At 47.1% G+C, this 16,410-nt stretch carries 17 protein-coding genes and 2 pseudogenes; 7 read left to right on the top strand and 12 right to left on the bottom strand.

Annotated elements, in window-relative coordinates; all coding sequences use genetic code 11:
* Window positions 1-3: 3 nt before the first annotated feature.
* Window positions 4-1,533 carry a spore germination protein gene (locus J5W02_RS03735; RefSeq protein ID WP_255575530.1) on the bottom strand — a complete coding sequence of 510 codons (1,530 nt, stop codon included), beginning with the start codon at window positions 1,531-1,533 and terminating at the stop codon, window positions 4-6.
* Between the two features lie 698 nt (window positions 1,534-2,231).
* On the opposite strand from J5W02_RS03735, the gene J5W02_RS03730 reads away from it, so the two are divergent.
* From J5W02_RS03730 to J5W02_RS03710, 5 genes are all read left to right on the top strand, one after another.
* A complete protein-coding gene (locus J5W02_RS03730) occupies window positions 2,232-3,563 on the top strand; it encodes an enolase C-terminal domain-like protein (RefSeq protein ID WP_407928345.1) in 1,332 nt (443 codons plus the stop codon).
* 139 nt (window positions 3,564-3,702) lie between these two features.
* Window positions 3,703-5,016: a GntP family permease gene (locus J5W02_RS03725; RefSeq protein ID WP_219964288.1), complete on the top strand. Its 1,314-nt coding sequence runs from the start codon at window positions 3,703-3,705 to the stop codon at window positions 5,014-5,016.
* A 32-nt stretch (window positions 5,017-5,048) separates the two neighbouring features.
* Complete coding sequence (locus J5W02_RS03720; RefSeq protein WP_219964287.1) at window positions 5,049-6,212, top strand: amidohydrolase family protein; 1,164 nt, start codon at window positions 5,049-5,051, stop codon at window positions 6,210-6,212.
* A 39-nt stretch (window positions 6,213-6,251) separates the two neighbouring features.
* Window positions 6,252-7,424 carry an AEC family transporter gene (locus J5W02_RS03715; RefSeq protein WP_255575529.1) on the top strand — a complete coding sequence of 391 codons (1,173 nt, stop codon included), beginning with the start codon at window positions 6,252-6,254 and terminating at the stop codon, window positions 7,422-7,424.
* 125 nt (window positions 7,425-7,549) lie between these two features.
* On the top strand, window positions 7,550-8,461 hold the full coding sequence (locus J5W02_RS03710) for a LysR family transcriptional regulator (protein ID WP_219964286.1): 912 nt from the start codon (window positions 7,550-7,552) through the stop codon (window positions 8,459-8,461).
* Window positions 8,462-8,745: 284 nt separating this feature from the next.
* Here the strand turns inward: J5W02_RS03710 and J5W02_RS14875 are convergent.
* A pseudogene (locus J5W02_RS14875) lies at window positions 8,746-8,895 on the bottom strand (helix-turn-helix domain-containing protein); the annotation flags it as partial.
* A 70-nt stretch (window positions 8,896-8,965) separates the two neighbouring features.
* Between J5W02_RS14875 and J5W02_RS03700 the strand changes: the two are divergent.
* Complete coding sequence (locus tag J5W02_RS03700; protein WP_330659656.1) at window positions 8,966-9,391, top strand: glycosyltransferase; 426 nt, start codon at window positions 8,966-8,968, stop codon at window positions 9,389-9,391.
* Between the two features lie 191 nt (window positions 9,392-9,582).
* Here J5W02_RS03700 and J5W02_RS14675 read toward each other — a convergent pair whose 3' ends face one another.
* Window positions 9,583-9,717 carry a hypothetical protein gene (locus J5W02_RS14675; RefSeq protein ID WP_255575563.1) on the bottom strand — a complete coding sequence of 45 codons (135 nt, stop codon included), beginning with the start codon at window positions 9,715-9,717 and terminating at the stop codon, window positions 9,583-9,585.
* A gap of 13 nt (window positions 9,718-9,730) precedes the next feature.
* Here J5W02_RS14675 and J5W02_RS14670 point away from each other — a divergent pair.
* Window positions 9,731-9,928: pseudogene (locus J5W02_RS14670) on the top strand (IS3 family transposase); the annotation flags it as partial.
* Between the two features lie 428 nt (window positions 9,929-10,356).
* On the opposite strand, the gene J5W02_RS03695 reads toward J5W02_RS14670, so the two are convergent.
* The 9 genes from J5W02_RS03695 to J5W02_RS03655 form a co-directional block, all read right to left on the bottom strand.
* Window positions 10,357-10,701, bottom strand: a complete 345-nt coding sequence (locus J5W02_RS03695) for a carbohydrate kinase family protein (protein ID WP_330659671.1) — start codon at window positions 10,699-10,701, stop codon at window positions 10,357-10,359.
* A gap of 555 nt (window positions 10,702-11,256) precedes the next feature.
* Window positions 11,257-11,520, bottom strand: a complete 264-nt coding sequence (locus tag J5W02_RS14870; RefSeq protein ID WP_407928344.1) for a DUF6608 family protein — start codon at window positions 11,518-11,520, stop codon at window positions 11,257-11,259.
* A gap of 369 nt (window positions 11,521-11,889) precedes the next feature.
* Window positions 11,890-12,585, bottom strand: a complete 696-nt coding sequence (locus tag J5W02_RS03685; RefSeq protein WP_219964284.1) for an alpha/beta hydrolase — start codon at window positions 12,583-12,585, stop codon at window positions 11,890-11,892.
* Window positions 12,575-13,231: a CatB-related O-acetyltransferase gene (locus tag J5W02_RS03680; RefSeq protein WP_219964283.1), complete on the bottom strand. Its 657-nt coding sequence runs from the start codon at window positions 13,229-13,231 to the stop codon at window positions 12,575-12,577. The genes J5W02_RS03685 and J5W02_RS03680 overlap by 11 nt, the downstream gene beginning before the upstream one ends.
* Window positions 13,232-13,372: 141 nt before the next feature.
* The gene (locus J5W02_RS03675; RefSeq protein WP_219964282.1) at window positions 13,373-13,834 is read right to left on the bottom strand and encodes an effector binding domain-containing protein; all 462 of its coding nucleotides are present in this window, start codon (window positions 13,832-13,834) and stop codon (window positions 13,373-13,375) included.
* 75 nt (window positions 13,835-13,909) lie between these two features.
* Window positions 13,910-14,515, bottom strand: a complete 606-nt coding sequence (locus J5W02_RS03670; protein ID WP_219964281.1) for a hypothetical protein — start codon at window positions 14,513-14,515, stop codon at window positions 13,910-13,912.
* Window positions 14,516-14,565: 50 nt separating this feature from the next.
* On the bottom strand, window positions 14,566-14,757 hold the full coding sequence (locus tag J5W02_RS03665; protein WP_219964280.1) for a hypothetical protein: 192 nt from the start codon (window positions 14,755-14,757) through the stop codon (window positions 14,566-14,568).
* A 44-nt stretch (window positions 14,758-14,801) separates the two neighbouring features.
* On the bottom strand, window positions 14,802-15,221 hold the full coding sequence (locus J5W02_RS03660; RefSeq protein WP_219964279.1) for a YjdF family protein: 420 nt from the start codon (window positions 15,219-15,221) through the stop codon (window positions 14,802-14,804).
* Between the two features lie 149 nt (window positions 15,222-15,370).
* Window positions 15,371-16,408 (bottom strand): C45 family autoproteolytic acyltransferase/hydolase, encoded by a 1,038-nt coding sequence (locus J5W02_RS03655; RefSeq protein WP_219964278.1) that lies wholly within the window; start codon window positions 16,406-16,408, stop codon window positions 15,371-15,373.
* Window positions 16,409-16,410: the final 2 nt, after the last annotated feature.

Genomic DNA, 16,410 nt, shown 5'->3' with positions numbered 1-16,410 from the left:
TAACTATTTCTCCTTACTTTTTGCTGATGACTGTCTGACCAAGTTTTTTGCCGCAATAATTTTAGGCCTTAAGGTCATAGTCCACCATGGCGCACGAATCCATGCATCTTGCCCATCACTGTTTTTCGCTCGCGTGACATTCATCATGTAAGGTACACCGAAAGAACGTATGCTCATTAAATGCAGATACATAATAACGATGCACATAAAAAATCCATAGATTCCTAAAACCGAAGCTCCCAATAATAAAAAGTTGCGAAAAATGATCGTCGCGCTGAGAAAATTCATATTAATCAAGGTCATAATCCCCGTTAAGGCCGTTACAATAACAACCGGAGCACTTACCAGATTTGCTTCAACAGCAGCCTGGCCCAATACAAGCGCACCAACAATATTGACCGCCTGACCGATTGGAGCCGGCATTCGAATACCAACCTCGCGTAAAATATCAAATATAAAAAGCATAAGAAATAGCGACACCGCGGTTGGAATGGGAACACCCTGTCTTGAAGCCGAGATGCTCAGCAGCAGCGGGGTAGGCAGCATTTCCTGATGATAAGCAACAATTGACAGAAAGATTGCCGGAACAGTAATTGCGGTTACGGCGGTAAAGCCCCTGATAAGCCGATTCATGCTTCCAAAAATGTAGTTATTATAATAGTCTTCATTTGATTGAAAGTTCTCAACAACAACATATGGAACTGATAAAACGAAGGGACTTCCATCAACAAACAGGGCTATCCTGCCCTCTAAAAGCTTCGCTGCAATAATGTCGGGTCTTTCGCTTGAGCCTACCGTCTCGAAGGGAGAGTATGGTGCGTCTCTGATCAGTTCCTGAATGTAGCCGGAATCAATAATTCCGTCAATATCAATTTGATCCAAACGCCGCTCCAATTCACTCAATATATCATCCGAAGCCAAATCTTTGATATAGCAGATACAGGTCTTTGTATGCGTCCTTTCTCCAATTTCCTTAAACTTAAACTTTAAATCAGAATTTTTTATTTTACGCCTCACCAACGACAAATTTACCATGATAGATTCGGTAAAACCTTCTCTTGGCCCACGGACGACTTTTGCGCACTCCGGTTCGCTGATTGACCGTGATTGCCAACCTTTTGAACTGATGACCAACGCTTCGGCATATCCGTCTAACAGAAAAAGCGTATCCCCATAAACCACAGATTTCACTATTGCGTCAATCGCCGTTTCCGTCTTTACATCATTTGAAACGACGATCTTACTCTGAAATTCTTTTAACAGATTTTCACTTTCCATATTTTCTGATAAATCACTGCGAAGTACAGGCTGAATGATATTTTCGTTAACAATTTCTGTATTTACCATGCCATCGACATAGATAATACAACACCGTGCAGCTTTTAACCATTTGTTTTGGAATTCTCTGAAAATCACTGTCTCGTCATCTTTAAATACCCTTTTAAACAAAGCTATATTATTATCAAGTGAATTATCCAAAGCTTCTTTTTCTATATTTTTAGACATAATATCACCCATGTAAATTGTTTCCATGTTTTGATAATCTAAACACTCGATTAACAATATTTTGAGTATCCACCTACCTTAACTTCTATCCCCGTCAGAAAAACGATCTCTACCCCACCATCTAAGTGTTTGGACACTTCTGATAGTAGATGTAGATTTTTATGAGACAAATGAAACATGCTGAACATAATAAAGAGATAAAAACAAGTAAGATTTTAATGTTGCCATTGCCGTTAAAATGCAAAATCAAACGCGTTATACATAAAAATAACATCATTTCCTTGATTAGGAAATGATGTTATTTTTTTCCACGGTGGAAATAACCGCGCTAAATCCGAACACGTTTATTTTGTAAATGGAATGTTAGTGCTGCTTCTGGACTTTGTAAAAAATTGATACACTTCGAGTAATAGGCAAGCAATATGATTCGATTGATACACTATATCTAGGTTGAATTGCTATCCTTTATGGCTCTGATTCAGGCGAATCGCCCAAATCGGCGCGCCATGTCGGAGGGATGTGCTTACTGTGCACAAATACAGTGCTGCGTCGTGACATGATTCGAAATTTTGAATAGATCTATAAGTTTATCCGTTTTGACTTATTCAAAAATTAACGATATAATAATAACATCAACAAATTGAGAAAAAATATGTGCAAAATGTCTAAATCTCAAAAATAATTTTAGAATCAATATGATTCAGTACTTATTAGGAGGAAAAACCTTGACACCAACTGTGCTAAAAATGGAAGTGTTTCCGGTCGCGGGGAAAGACAGCATGGAGTTGAACCTTTCCGGAGCCCATGCCCCTTACTTTACCAGAAATGTTGTCGTTCTGACGGATTCTGAGGGAAGGACCGGTGTGGGTGAGGTGCCGGGCGGTCAGAAGATCACCTCTGCACTAGAAGAGGTGAAACCGCTTGTCGAGGGCACCGGAGTCGGCGATTATAGAAATACGGTTTTGGCGGTCGGCCATTATCTTTCCCGCAGGAACGAGAAAGATGTCCGCGGAACCCAGACGTTCGACCTGAGGGTCGGAGTACATGTCCTGACGGCCATTCAGACTCCGCTTCTGGATTTGCTGGGAAAGTATCTGGGCGAGTCGGTGGCGTCACTGCTTGGAGACGGTCAGCAGAGAGAAAGCGTGCGTATGCTCGGATATCTTTTCTTTATCGGCGACCGCAAAAAGACGGACCTGCCCTATGACCATGAAGAAGACGGCGACTGCGCATGGTACCGCATGCGCAACGAGGAGGCTCTTTCCCCAGATGCGATTGTCAGTTTGGCGAAAGCAACCTATGAAAAATATGGTTTTCAGGATTTCAAACTGAAGGGCGGTGTGCTCGCGGGCAAGGAGGAGATCGAATGCGTCAAAGCGCTGAAAAAGGAATTTCCGAACGCCCGTATTACTTTGGACCCCAACGGTGGATGGCTCCTGAAGGATGCGATTGAACTCTGCAGGGATATGCACGGTGTTCTGACTTACTGTGAAGACCCCTGCGGGGCGGAAGACGGCTTCAGTGGCCGTGAGATCATGGCGGAATTCCGCCGCGCCACAGGTTTGCCGACGGCCACCAACATGATTGCCACCGACTGGAGACAGATGGCGCACAGCTTCGCGCTGAACAGTGTGGACATCCCGCTGGCGGACCCGCATTTCTGGACAATGACCGGCAGCGTCCGAGTGGGCCAGCTCTGCAATGATTTCGGTCTGACCTGGGGATGCCACTCCAACAATCATTTTGATATTTCCCTTGCGATGGTAGCACATACGGCTGCAGCGGTGCCAGGAAAGCTGAACGGAATCGATACCCACTGGATCTGGCAGGAGGGCCGCGAGCGTCTTTGTGAAAAGAGCCCTGAAATCGTAAACGGATGCGTCGCCGTGCGGCGCGGCGTGCCCGGCCTCGGAGTGGAAATCGACCGCGGTCAGCTAGAAAAAGCGCACCGGCTCTATCTGGAAAACTGCCTGGGGGGCCGCAATGATTCCATTGGAATGCAGTACCTGATTCCTGGCTGGAAATTCGATGCGAAACGTCCCTGTCTGGTGCGCTGAAATTTTCCGGCTTTATCAATAGAGTATTTTGAGGGGGAGGAGTCTGCAATGAAAAGGCGTTTGGTACTTCGGTAAGCCAATCGTATTCGGTTTCTCGTGAATTCTGTGATAGCAAAAAATTTACTGGAGGGAAATTATTATGGTAGGGATTATTGGACTAATACTAGCGGTTGCCGTAGTTATCTTCACAATTTGGAAAAATTGGCACATGGCGATTGTATCTTTGTTGGGCGCTTTGGTCGTAATTGCATTTAATGGCATGAATCTTACCGATACACTGACGAAAAGTTTTATGGCCCAAATGAGTTCTTTCGCTGGAAACTGGTTTCTTCTCTTTATGCTCGGAGCTATTTTCGGAAAGGTCATGGGTGACAGCGGAGCATCGATCGGCATTGCAAACAACCTACTGAAAGTCTTGGGAGACAAGTATGTGATTCTTGTCATCATGATTACCGGTACGGTGCTGTCTTATGGCGGTATCGGAACTTTTATCATCGCTTTTTCCATCTATCCCATTGCGGTTGCTCTGTTTCAAAAAGCGGATATTTCAAAGAAATTAATCGTTGCAACCATCATGGTTTCTCCTGTGACAGTCTGTATGGCGATGCTGCCAGGCTCACCTTCTACACAGAACCTGCTGCCCACAACGATCTTTCATACAACGGCTTATGCCGGTTCCGCCATAGGACTGATCTGTTCCGTGGTCATGTTTGCCTCAGCGTATTTTTATCTCAACTGGCAGATGAAAAAGGCAAAAGCGAAAGGAGAGCACTTCACGGCTAACGAGGGTGAAGTCATTATGGATTTAAATGCCGCAGACAACGGAGAACTGCCGGCAATCTGGAAATGCTATGTGCCGATCATCCTTTTGCTGGTAGCAATGTTTATTTTGCAGAAAGCCACAAAAATCCCTTCTTCGTATGCGGTCGCTTACTCCATGATACTGGCGATCGTCGTCGGCTGCTTCCTGTACCGAGACAAGCTGAAAATCCAGAAAACAATCTGCGACGGGGCTTCGGGCGGCCTGGGTGCCCTGATTGCTACCTCCGCGATCATGGGCTTCGGCGGTGTTGTTTCAGCTTCCCCTGCATATTCTCAGATTGTTAAAGGGCTGCTGGGCATGAACGTTAACCCGCTGATTATGGCTCTGCTTTCCATCAATGTGATTGCAGCAATTACCGGCTCGTCCATGGGCGGTCTCAACATCTTCCTGAACAGCATGGGAAATTATATGATTGCCACGGGACTGAATCCCTCCTTCCTGCACCGCATGGTCTGTATTGCTTCTTCCGGATTTGATGCTATGCCTCACGCTTCCGGTATTGTGGTTTGTAACCAGATTGCGAAAACTTCGCAGAAAGATACTTACAAGCATGTATTTATTACCTGTGCGCTGATGCCGTTTTGTTGTGCGATTCTCGCGTGCATTTTGGGCTCAATCGGAATCATCTGATTATCTTATAACGGAGAGGGAAATTTAAAAAAATGAAAGCGAGTTATATTATACGAAACGGAAGGGTCATGGACCCCCGTACTGGCTTAGACCGGATTCAGGATCTGGTGATATGTAACAACCGGATTGTTGACCCTCAGGGGGAAGCGGTTTCATGCGATCATATCATCGATGCGACCGGCTGCATTGTGTCGCCGGGGCTGATCGATTTCCATACGCATGTGTTTTATGAGGGAAGCGCCATTGCAATCCGGCCTGATTTCATGATTCCGCAGGGAACGACTTCCGCGGTGGACGCGGGAACTTCCGGCACTGCCAATTTTGAATCTTTTTACAAAACCGTGGTGGTTCCTTCGACGGTAAGGCTGAAAAGCTTTCTCACCGTTTATTCCGGCGGTCAGCTGGACCCAAAGCTTTGTGAAGACTTTAATCCGGCGCTTTTCAATCTGGAGCGAATGGAACGGATTGTGGACAAATACCGAGACAACATTCTGGGTCTAAAAATACGCTTTTCCAGAGGAGTAGTACCGGACGACAAGGGAATGGATTATTTGAAGGCAACAGTCGAACTGGCGGATTTGCTCAATGCCAGACTGGGGACTGCGCTTCGCGTCTGTGTTCACACCACAAATTCCCCTGTTTCCGCGGGAGATCTGGCTTCGTGCCTGCGGCCGGGTGACATTTTCTGCCACTGCTTTCAAGGCTCCGGCAATAATCTGGTACTGGAAAACGGGGAAATTGATTCTGGCGTTCTACAAGCCAGAAAACGGGGCGTATTGTTTGACGCCGCTAACGGCAAAGGAAACTTCGGGATCGAAACCGCTAAAAGAGCATTGGCTAAAAACTTTTTACCGGATATTATCAGTTCGGACCTTACGAATGACAAATTTAATATGCCGCCGTACGACAAGAATCTTCCTACCGTTTTGTCAAAATATCTGACCCTTGGACTGGATCTCATGACCGTATTGAGAACAGTAACAGAGGTTCCGGCGGAAATTATGGGAATGGCCGGACAGATTGGCACGCTGCAGCCGGGTGCTTACGCGGATGTTGTAGTTTTAAAGGAGAAGAATATCCCTGTTTTGCACAAAGACTGGAAAAACGACACCCTGCAGGGTAATGTTCTGCTTGTTCCGCAGATGACCCTATGCGCCGGAGAAATTCAGTTCTGCCAGACCGATTTCTGGCTGTGATTCTGAGTTTCTAAGCGATTCCGAAAAACGGAGCTAAGTATGTTTCTTCACCGCAGCAACAGCGAGCGGGTACTTCTCCCGCCCGTCAGAGCGGCAGCTCTTTCCACCTGCGGAACGGAAAGGGACTTTCGCGGCGCCCTGCCGCGCGCCGGCATCCTCATCCGCCGGACTGCTTTCAAAGCATTCCGCCACAATTTACCTGTTCCGGGGAAAGTGTTTCACGTTTTTCCGGTTCAACTAAGGACAGCCGCAGAAAGCCCTGACCGGGTATTTCTGCCGGGCTGTTCCTTTTCATATTTTATCATGAATCAATTTTTAGTGATGTCGGGGGTTCAGGCCTCCTTGTTTATTTATCTTGCCGTGGGGTATCTGATGCAGAAGCTCGGGGTAATCACGCAGTCTGTGCGCGGCGGGATCACCAATCTGCTGGTCATGATCCTTTTGCCCTGTATGGTGTTTAATTCTTTTCATCAGGAAATTTCCGCTCAGAAGATGATTTCCGCCGCCGCGATTTTGGCTGTGGCTTTCGCACTGAGCTTTTTTGCATGGTTTGTAGGGTGGCTGATCTACCGCCGCTACCCACAGGAAAAGGCGAGCATCTTGCGTTACGGGACTCTGGTGGCAAATTCCGGCTTTGCCGGTCTGCCCGTAATTCAGAGCGCTTACGGCGCGACCGGGCTGTTTTACGCTTCCATTTTTATTATTCCGAACCGCATTTTTATGTGGAGCACGGGAGTTTCCATGTTTCAAAAAGGAAAAAGCTGCAACTGGGTCCGCGATGTCTTGCTGAATCCGGGAATCATCGCGGTGGAGCTCGGCCTTGCCCGCATGCTGCTGAAAATCCGCCTGCCTGGCTTTGTGGATACCGCCGTTGCCGGTATGGGCAACTGCACCACGGCAATTTCCATCATTGTGGTGGGATCCATTTTGGCGGAAGTCGACTTAAAATCAATTTTCAGTAAGGATGCTCTGTTCCTTTCCTTTGTCCGCCTGATCTTTCTGCCGGGGTGTGCGCTGATTGCGCTGAAAGCCACGGGGTTTGAACGGCTGGCAACCGCTGTGGCGGTCGTTCTGACCGGTATGCCCATCGGTTCAACGACGGCGATTCTCGGTGAAAAATACGGTGCAGATGCCAGCTTCGCTTCCAAATGTGTCTTTGTTACAACCCTGCTCAGCCTTTTCACCATTCCAATTTTTACGTTTTTTCTCTAAAGCAATTTGTTATTTTATCAAATTCTATTCACCTTATCCGGGATAGAGCTTGCATTGCGCTTTTTTCCGTACTATGATAACAGCAAAGCGGTGTACCGTGATTCAGAGCGAAACGGAGAGATTATATGGATACGAAACAGATCAGCTTTATTCTCACCATAGCGGAAGAAGGCGGGATCACAAAAGCCGCCAACAAACTTTTTATCAGTCAGTCCGCGTTGGACCAGCAGCTGCTGAAGCTGGAAAACGAGCTCGGCACTCAGCTTTTTGTTCGCTCCCGTAACAATTTTTCGCTGACGGAATCAGGAAAGATCTACATTTCCTATGCGAAACGAATTTCGATTCTCAAGAATGAGGCGTACAACAAGATTCAGGATCTTGCCGACCGGCAAAAGGGGACTTTGTCCCTCGCTTTTGCCCCGGAGCGTGGAATGGAAATGTTTATGTCCGTTTACCCGGAGTTCTATCAGGCTTACCCTGAAATTGTCATCCTTCCTAGGGAAATCGGCGTGAAAAAGCAGCTGGAAATGCTGCTGAATGAAGAGCTAGATCTGGGGTTTGTATCTCTGACGCCGGAAAATATCCCCGGGTTGACGCTGAAACCGCTTCTGAAGGAAGAGTTTGTCCTGATCGTACCGCCGTCACATCCGTTGGCCGGGCTCGCGGCTCCCCCCGGAAAGCCAATGACCGTTCTGAAAGCGGAACAGCTTGAAAGTCTGACCTTCAGCCTGATGTATCAGGAATCCACGCAGAGAAAGATCATTGATTCCATTTTCTCGCGGCATGGACTGGATCTGAATATTTTTCTTACAACAGCCAGCAACCGGGCGAACATTTCCATGGTAAAAAACGGCCTGAGCTGTTCCATCCTTCCCCATTATTATGTGAGGGATCGAGACGACATCGCGTGCTTTTATCTTTCCGACCACCCCTCCTGGTCACTATGTGCCTGTTACCGGTCAAACCGGTATCTGAGCCATGCGGCGAGACGTTTTATCCAGCTAGCGGAAGATTATTTCGAAAAAGAAAACCAATAGACAAAGCGGCGGATCAAAGCCATGCGCTTCGGCGGGGCTATGGTCCGCTTGGGGTTAGTGTGGCTATTTATGAATGAAAACGCGGCTTGATTTTAGAGATTTCCCCATGTAGACTTGGCGTGATCTACATGGGGAAACTATTATTTTATGAGCTTGATTTACCCCTGCGGTCTACATACAAATTTTCCGGCCCTTCCTCCAAGTAAAGACGCTTCCAATTTCCACGATATTACTTCCGGCAACATTATATTTGGCTGCTGTCTGGCGTAAAGAAAGACCGGATTTCAGCATATCTTAACGACCTGTTGTTTAAATTCACCGGAATAATTGCCGTGATGTTTCTCAATACCCGCAATTTCGTGCTTTCGGTAAGCGGCAACCCATTTTTGAATCATGCTTTTGTTTATCTGGTATTTTTTTGCTGCTTCTCCGTAGGACTTTCCTTCTTCAAAAACACATTTTTAACCTTCAATCGATATTCAAAAGACAAAACTGCTATTAGATGTGCTTGGCGATTGCCGCATCCCTGCTATCTTGACTGTCTCCGGCGGCGGTTTGGCGGAACCTCAGTCGTATGACAAAGACAATATACTTTTCCTGAAATCTGTCCCCTACGACTGGCTATTTCCCAAGATGTATGCGACGGTTCACCACGGCGGTGCGGGGACAGTCCATTCCTCGCTGAAAGCCGGTTGCGCCACGATGGCGATACCACACGCAGTCGATCAACCGATGTGGGACGAAATCATCGCCGAATCCGGAGCGGGTCCTAGAGGGATATACTGCGCGAAATTGAAATATGAAAACCTAAAATCCAAGCTACTTGACCTTTGGAACACCCCGTCCTACAAGGCAAAGGCGCGTGAGATTGCTGCATGGATGGCGAACGAGGATTTTTGTGACGAGTTATATAATTTCATCATCGGCTGAGCCTAGAGTAGAGCATGTCAGTCTTCTGCATGCTACATGTTAGTTTCACAAATTTCCGATTACGAAAATGTTCGTAATTTTATAAACCACAAATTGAAACTAATCTTGCTGTCATCAATCGTTATTGTTTGGTATCCTATTGGTACGCAACAAACGAAGGGATTTCGAAAAAGCAAAATACTATTATAAATTCAATAAGCCCATTTTTGTGCAACAAAAATGCTTGCCCCCAAAAGCATAAAAAATGCTATCCATAATAATAAATACGCTTTTAAACTTCTTTTATATTTTACCATTTCATCACCCGCTCTTTTCAAAATAGTCATAGATTTGATTAATTATTACAATACTTTTAAGTCAGAATTGATTAATCGCTTCAACTTTCGAACCGATGAAGAATTGGCACATGCTGTTTCAGAGATCGCCTATGTTTGGTACAACCAGGTACGCCCACACTCGTACAATGATTATCGAACACCCTATGAGGCAAGGTATGGATTGAATCAATTTAGACAGTTGTGTTACAAAAACGCTTGACCATCACAATACCATCCATCGAAGTGGTTTTCACTAGCTTTATATAGTAATGACTGGCAGGTACTTAGAATGTTTATAAAAAGAACGGACCGACTCCTATGAGGGGTACCGGACCGCTCGATTTTATCAGCTACATAGTATGCTCATAATCCGCAGTTCAAAATTACCCGATAAATTTCCAATCATTTATACATAGTATTAACAATATCATAGCAGATCGAGAAGCAAAACGAAATAGACGCAACCAAAAGCAGGCTGAAACATCATCAGCCTGCTTTTGTCATTATGACCACTAAAGGGTCATTCGTAATGGTGCGGGTATTCTTTCGGCATTTATTCAAAAAAGTTAGTATCAAGGCTTCATAGGCAATTAAGAAGCGGTATTTACACCAAAACTGATTTATAGTTAGAAAGCCGGGAGCCTTCTTTCATTCTTGTACCAGTTCCAAACGTGACTCCATTACTTCTTTGCAATAAGGGATGGAATCAGACGCTCCTTTCCTGGACACAGCAATTGACGATGCGATGGATGCCACGCGCAGCGCCTCCGGAACCGCGCTTCCATTTAAGTACGCTTCAAGAAAATATCCGGTAAACGTGTCCCCGGCGGCCGTTGTATCAACAACGTCCACAAGATAGGTACCATGCATATATTTGTGCTCTTTATCTCGATAGACGACACCTGATTTTCCAAGCGTCAGCACGACTTTCGCATCCGGATACCAACTCAGCATGACATTCAGAATCTGATCCGGTTCGCTTTCTCCGGTAATTTGCTCTCCTTCAATCTCGTTGATGAGAAAAATGGAAACCTTTCTGAAATCACACTTGGCCAGCGCGCTGTTAAACGGGGATGGATTTTTCCGTCATGGAGGAATGGAGCTTCTAAATGTGGGACGTTTTATTGTCTGTGGCGCACTGATTTCAGCAATCCTGCAAATTGCACTGCCTGCCTCCGCATTTCAGGGGGCGGGTAAGAATATCGTGCCGCCTCTGCTCATTATGCTGATAGTCTCGTTTGTTATGTCGGTATGCTCTACCTCAGTGGACGCTTACTATTATTTTGGCGATACAGATAAAATACTCCCGCCACTTGTGCCTTTGGTAAAAAAGTGCGGCTATATCGCCGTGGCAATCCCCGGACTAAAATATGAATTCGGAAACAATGTTCCCAATGAAATGCAGCCGTTCTGGAATGATGAAGTAGCAAGGACGATACGCTCGATTGATTGGTGGAAAAATCTATGGCAGAAAGCAGAGGGCATAGACATTATGGACATTCGTGAAATGACCTGCTGCAAGCAAGCATGGAGCGAATGGTTGACTGCCTACCATCCCGTTGTCGCTGGTGACATTATAATGATGGAAGCCAGTGGCTCAATAAAACTGGTTGACCACACTGCTAAAAAAGCCAATAGCAGCGTTGGAATATATGCAGCAGCAGCTCGCAGAAACACGTTTTTGACCGGTATGCGCGTTGCCATCTCAAAGGCAATAACGCCAATCCATACAATAATCGCCCTTGTTATTTCATGCCAGTTGCCGTTCGGGTCATTTCTGACTCCGTTTGACAGGTACAAAACACTGTTCATGAGGGTGGCTATTGTATAGATTATGCAATACAAAAACATTGCATTTTTTAATCACAGGTTCCGTGCTTTCTTCATTTTCATATCGCCCTTCCAAGCTCCGTGTTGAAGAGACAGTTCGCACCTACGTTTCCAAATCCATGTTGAAAATAAAGCCGCGAAGCCCCGGCAGCGGGCCACATATGGTTTTTTCACTACTGTGATGAACAATCCATGAAAATCATCAATGCAGCTGTGAAAGCCGCATTGGGCGGCCAGCAGAAACCAAAATGAGCCGATAACCAACGGAGTTTTCCCGTGGTTATCGGCTCTGCGTCTGTGCGTCTGGCTCTTCGATAACTTTTCTACAAACCGGATTGTTGTTTATTCAATTCAAATGCAGCTGCGTTCCCATTCCTGAAGTGCCTTCAGTTGTTCCGGGGTATGAAACCAATGCTCACCGGGTTCGTAAATTTCAAGCGATGTATTGTGCGCCTTGGCAAAGGCTGCAATCGTTTGCCGCGAGGTCAAATTATCCTGCCCCGCATAGAGAATTGCGGTTGGGGTGTGCCATCCTGACAGCGGATGCTCTCTCACCCAGCAGAGATACTGCCAGGAGAGCGTTTGACCGAAATCGGTCGGAATTTCTCCTTTGGAACGAAGGAGTTCTTCACTCACACCGGCCCAGCCGATCATATCAATAATCAGCTTTTCCATATCCACGACAGGCGATACAAACAGCGCCTTGTCAATAGGTTCATCGGCAAGGGCAAGCATGGAAAAATAAGAGCCAATGCTGTTTGCTCTAAGAGAAATTTTGGCCCAGCGAGTTTTCATGTGCGAAATGACGGATTGCAGCTCCGGAACAACTGACCACGGATCAAAGCTGTCCTGTTTTCCTTTGCGCGCTCCGTGTTCCGGCAGGTCAATGCCAAGAACCTGATACCCGGCAGGGATCGCGATTGCGGCAAACGCCTCAGCTTCTTCCTTGCTGCCGCCCTGACCGTGGACAAAAAGCCAGGCCTTTTGGCTTGGTTCTCCGTATAAAACAGCGGAGATATGATTGATTTGAAAGTTTTCAGTTTTCATTGTAGTTCCTCCCGATTTCCTCCAAAAAGCGAATACTTCCAGACTGTATCGCAGTGAGGCTTTGTTTAATCTTTTCCTCCGGCCAGTCCCACCAGCGCAGACATTCGAGGCTTGCGATCGTATCGTCGCTGAACCTTTTGCGCAGGGGCTTTGCCGGAACACCGCCGACGATGGTATAGGGCTGGACATCCTTCGTTACAACCGCTCGAGCACCAATGATTGCGCCGTCGCCGATGGTCACACCGGGCAGGATTACGGCTTCATAGCCGACCCATACGTCGCTGCCGATCACGATGTCGCCCTTGTTGTCCCATGCGTCCATAATGTTCTTGACGTCAAGTCCCCATTCCTCAAAGAAAACAGGAAAGGTGTAGGTGGCAAGCGAACGCATCGTGTGATTGGCGCTGGTAAACAGGAACCTTGCGCTGCAGGCGATAGAACAGAACTTTCCAATTATCAAACGGTCATGATTAATCGGATAGTGGTACAGTACATTGTTTTTCTGGAAGTCCCTCGGGTCATTTACGAAGTCGTTATATATGGTGTAATCGCCGATCTCGATGCTGGGGTCGGTGATTACGTTTTTCAGATAAATCGTTTGGTTGTCCCCTGTACGGGGATATATCTTATTAGCCGGAATCGTCATGTTTTGCCTCCAAATACATTTATTGTTTCAGTGTTCGATTCCGGCATGGCCAATGCAGCGCTTCACCGCATACCACCTCTGTTCTTCGATAAAAGAATATTATGTCTTTTTAATCCACCTGCTTGCCGACGTGATACAGCTTCACTTGTTGGTTTGCACCGCTATATAAAGATAGCAATGTGCCTTGCCGTCCTTCGTGTATTCGCCCGGTACTGTGCTTTCATAGTCCTGCGTAAAAGCTCTTCTGATTATTTTGTTCTCTTTATCTGCCCAAACGCGCGACCAAGCCTTATTTGCAGCTTCTTTGATATCGACGCCATCAAAGTCGTAGTACACATATTCGCCAGCCTCGACCTTCTGCGCCATCCGAGTAAAGAATTCTGCCGTTGCTGTAAAAATGCTCAGATCATATTCGCCGGTCTCATCGGATTCATAGTTTGAATACTTCGATACAGGGGAAAGCCCCTGCTGGAAATTCCCAGCGCTGTCATACATCAGCGGGATTTTCCCGCTGACGACATCACGCCACAACTCGTTGATTTTTGCCATTCCCGTCTGCGAGTTATCCACCCGCAACATAATTTCCTTCAGTAAGTACTCCATATTTGTATTCCTTTCAAATATCGCTTCAGTGATCGTCCGTATCCAACCGGACAAGGTCCTTTTATTTTCTCTGCGTCACCGCAGCCCCGCGGCGGTCATGACGGCCTCAATGGTGTCGACCGGCTGATCGCTCCAGGGGTAAGCGGCGTTCTCACAACCAGCGGAGTCCAGCAACTCTTTCGCATGATCGCCAAGAAGCTCCATGTAGGCTTCATCGACCAGTGCAAGTTTATTACATATATCGACCGATTCGCCGTATCCTTTTGCCGCCATCCAGTCAATTACCGTACTTCGAATTTCTTCTTCTGCCATTTCGGTGCCGACGCCCCAATTCAGCAGCGCTGCCGCCGAACGAACAGCAATCATATGGCTGTCGGTCGTGCCGCAGGTCGTCTTCAGCTGGATGCTTTCCAATACCGAAATTAGTGCGGCCGCCGCATCTTTTTTTGAGTCGCCTGTGGGAGTGTACTCAGACGCTGGAGAATTGGATACAGAGCAGGCGTATTCAGATGCTGCCGATGATGCGGGAGCGGCCGAGTTGGAGACCGCCGGAGTAACTGCCGAGCTGGAGGTTGCTTGTAAAACGGATGGCGCTGACGATATTTCCGGCTGCGCGCTGCCGCAGGCGGTCAGCGAAGCGACAATCAGAAATGTAGCAACAAGGGGCAGTACGTTTTTCATTATGGTTCCTTTCCGTTATCCATGATACCAGTCAGTGCGGGAGTTGACTGTCACATAGGGAACAAGTTTTCCATCATCACATAAACCTGAAAAAATCCGTCTCCGAAATCCTCGTAGTGATCGGGCGTCACTGAATAGGCATCCAACAGGTCTTTCTCAAACAGATCTTTCCAATTCTCCGGTGCAGGAGCGTAAAGCTGCCCGGCCCCTCCTTGTACACTTTCCGATGATACCGTTCGCATGTAAGAAGCGTCGTCAGGCCACGGCTGCGCGTGATTTCGAAAATTCAGTGCCCTTTATGCTTTTCTTTGCGCTTTTCTTCTCGCAATTCAAATTGTCGTTGCTTCTCTTCCTCTCGCTGCTCACGGCTGCGGGATTTGTGCTCTGTCTTCCCTTGCTCTTGCTGAAGCTTAAGCGCTTGCTGTGCCTTGGTACCGATCCCCATATTATCGATTTGCTTTGCAATAAGCCGTCTCATGCGCTTAGGATTTACACGCTTGTCGGCCGCGGCCTCAACTTCAACGGATGGACTGAACTTAAGCGAGCTCCAATTCTTCAGCAAAAAGTCATAGACCTCGTAGTCCTTTGGCTCGGCTCCAAATGTGATTTTGCAGGCGTCATAACGGCCGCCGCACTCTCGCTCATAAAGGCCAATCCAAAACGGTGCTTCAAATAATATTGTCAGCGTAGATACAGAAGTGTTCATGTATTATTCTCCGATCTCCATTCGGACATATTGCAAAAGAGGCCTCCGGCGCTCCTGAGCGCTCAACCTCAATTTTCTCAAGCCTTTGTCTAGCGCAAAAGGTAGCTTATATTTGCTTTATCCAGCCAGGCTGAACGCGAGAAAATGCGTCACAAGTGAGAAGGGGTGCAGTCTGCTTTTGAAATCCCCCATGCAAGTCTCGTATCTTCTTTGAATCTCGTCTTGGACGGATTGCCCTCCGCGCAAAATACCTTAAGCGCGCTCACATTGTACAAGGCGGACCAAAGAGTATCAAAATTCATCTCTTTCTCGTATTGACAGATAAACCCCATTTTGCCGCTTAAAAGATTCTGCGCCCATACCGTATCCTTTTTTACTGCTGGAGATGCAAGTGCCGTTTGAACAGTTGTATATCGGTCGCAGGAGCGATACCAGTTTTCTTCCGGGTTTGCGTGCTCGGCCTGCATGGTCTCGCTTACAAAATGATTGGCAGAAACAAGCCACGCGTCTCCGCGTTGCGGTCTGCGGACGGCAATCTTCTGCGGGCTGGATTCTACCACAGCCATATCGCCGTCTCGGTCAGCAAGGATAATGTTCTGTGTCGTCGCGATGGGGAGAGCGCCGATCCGATCGACGGCCTCTTTTACATTGCGGCAGCTTTCCAGCACATGACGGACGATCATACCGGTATTGAGTCCCGGCTTATATGTTTTCGACATCAAAAAGTTGATTCCTGCTGCAAGACCATGCTCATTGATCCCATCTTCCATCTGAATGAATGATGTGCTGTGCCCTAAAAAGATGTAGCCCTTGTCCGGGCGGTAGAGGATGCTCTCGCAGGTGTCTTTCAGTTCAGGAAACATATCGCTGTTGCGAGCCAGAAACGTATTGCCGGAATCCGTATAGCAGAAGCAGGTGCAGCCGTGAACATCGTCATGACCATACATAGTCAGCAGCCATACGGACAGATCCTCATAGTAGACCCCAAGGCCATCGGCCAATCCTTTGATTTCCCGGCACAACTCCGGCACAACTGTTTCACAGACGGAAAGACATGCAATCCCAAAGCTTCGCTGTCCTGGACTCAGCTGAAGCACGAAAGAAAAGTCCTGTCCGCCTTTTCGTAAAATTTCTCCATAACGAAGCCCCATTTCATAGTGACTTCCTTTTAACCGCGGATGATACATAG

Source organism: Caproiciproducens faecalis, from assembly GCF_019448085.1.
Classification (GTDB): domain Bacteria; phylum Bacillota; class Clostridia; order Oscillospirales; family Acutalibacteraceae; genus Caproiciproducens; species Caproiciproducens faecalis.
This window is presented reverse-complemented; position numbering and strand designations above follow the sequence as displayed.

What these genes read in the sequence shown, in the direction of transcription:
- J5W02_RS03735 (WP_255575530.1), bottom strand. Translation starts at nt 1,533, where the DNA reads ATGGAAACAATTTACATGGGTGATATTATGTCTAAAAATATAGAAAAA.
- J5W02_RS03725 (WP_219964288.1), top strand. Translation starts at nt 3,703, where the DNA reads ATGGTAGGGATTATTGGACTAATACTAGCGGTTGCCGTAGTTATCTTC.
- J5W02_RS03720 (WP_219964287.1), top strand. Translation starts at nt 5,049, where the DNA reads ATGAAAGCGAGTTATATTATACGAAACGGAAGGGTCATGGACCCCCGT.
- J5W02_RS03715 (WP_255575529.1), top strand. Translation starts at nt 6,252, where the DNA reads ATGTTTCTTCACCGCAGCAACAGCGAGCGGGTACTTCTCCCGCCCGTC.
- J5W02_RS03710 (WP_219964286.1), top strand. Translation starts at nt 7,550, where the DNA reads ATGGATACGAAACAGATCAGCTTTATTCTCACCATAGCGGAAGAAGGC.
- J5W02_RS14675 (WP_255575563.1), bottom strand. Translation starts at nt 9,717, where the DNA reads ATGACTATTTTGAAAAGAGCGGGTGATGAAATGGTAAAATATAAAAGA.
- J5W02_RS14870 (WP_407928344.1), bottom strand. Translation starts at nt 11,520, where the DNA reads ATGAACAGTGTTTTGTACCTGTCAAACGGAGTCAGAAATGACCCGAAC.
- J5W02_RS03685 (WP_219964284.1), bottom strand. Translation starts at nt 12,585, where the DNA reads ATGAAAACTGAAAACTTTCAAATCAATCATATCTCCGCTGTTTTATAC.
- J5W02_RS03680 (WP_219964283.1), bottom strand. Translation starts at nt 13,231, where the DNA reads ATGACGATTCCGGCTAATAAGATATATCCCCGTACAGGGGACAACCAA.
- J5W02_RS03675 (WP_219964282.1), bottom strand. Translation starts at nt 13,834, where the DNA reads ATGGAGTACTTACTGAAGGAAATTATGTTGCGGGTGGATAACTCGCAG.
- J5W02_RS03670 (WP_219964281.1), bottom strand. Translation starts at nt 14,515, where the DNA reads ATGAAAAACGTACTGCCCCTTGTTGCTACATTTCTGATTGTCGCTTCG.
- J5W02_RS03665 (WP_219964280.1), bottom strand. Translation starts at nt 14,757, where the DNA reads ATGCGAACGGTATCATCGGAAAGTGTACAAGGAGGGGCCGGGCAGCTT.
- J5W02_RS03660 (WP_219964279.1), bottom strand. Translation starts at nt 15,221, where the DNA reads ATGAACACTTCTGTATCTACGCTGACAATATTATTTGAAGCACCGTTT.
- J5W02_RS03655 (WP_219964278.1), bottom strand. Translation starts at nt 16,408, where the DNA reads ATGTATCATCCGCGGTTAAAAGGAAGTCACTATGAAATGGGGCTTCGT.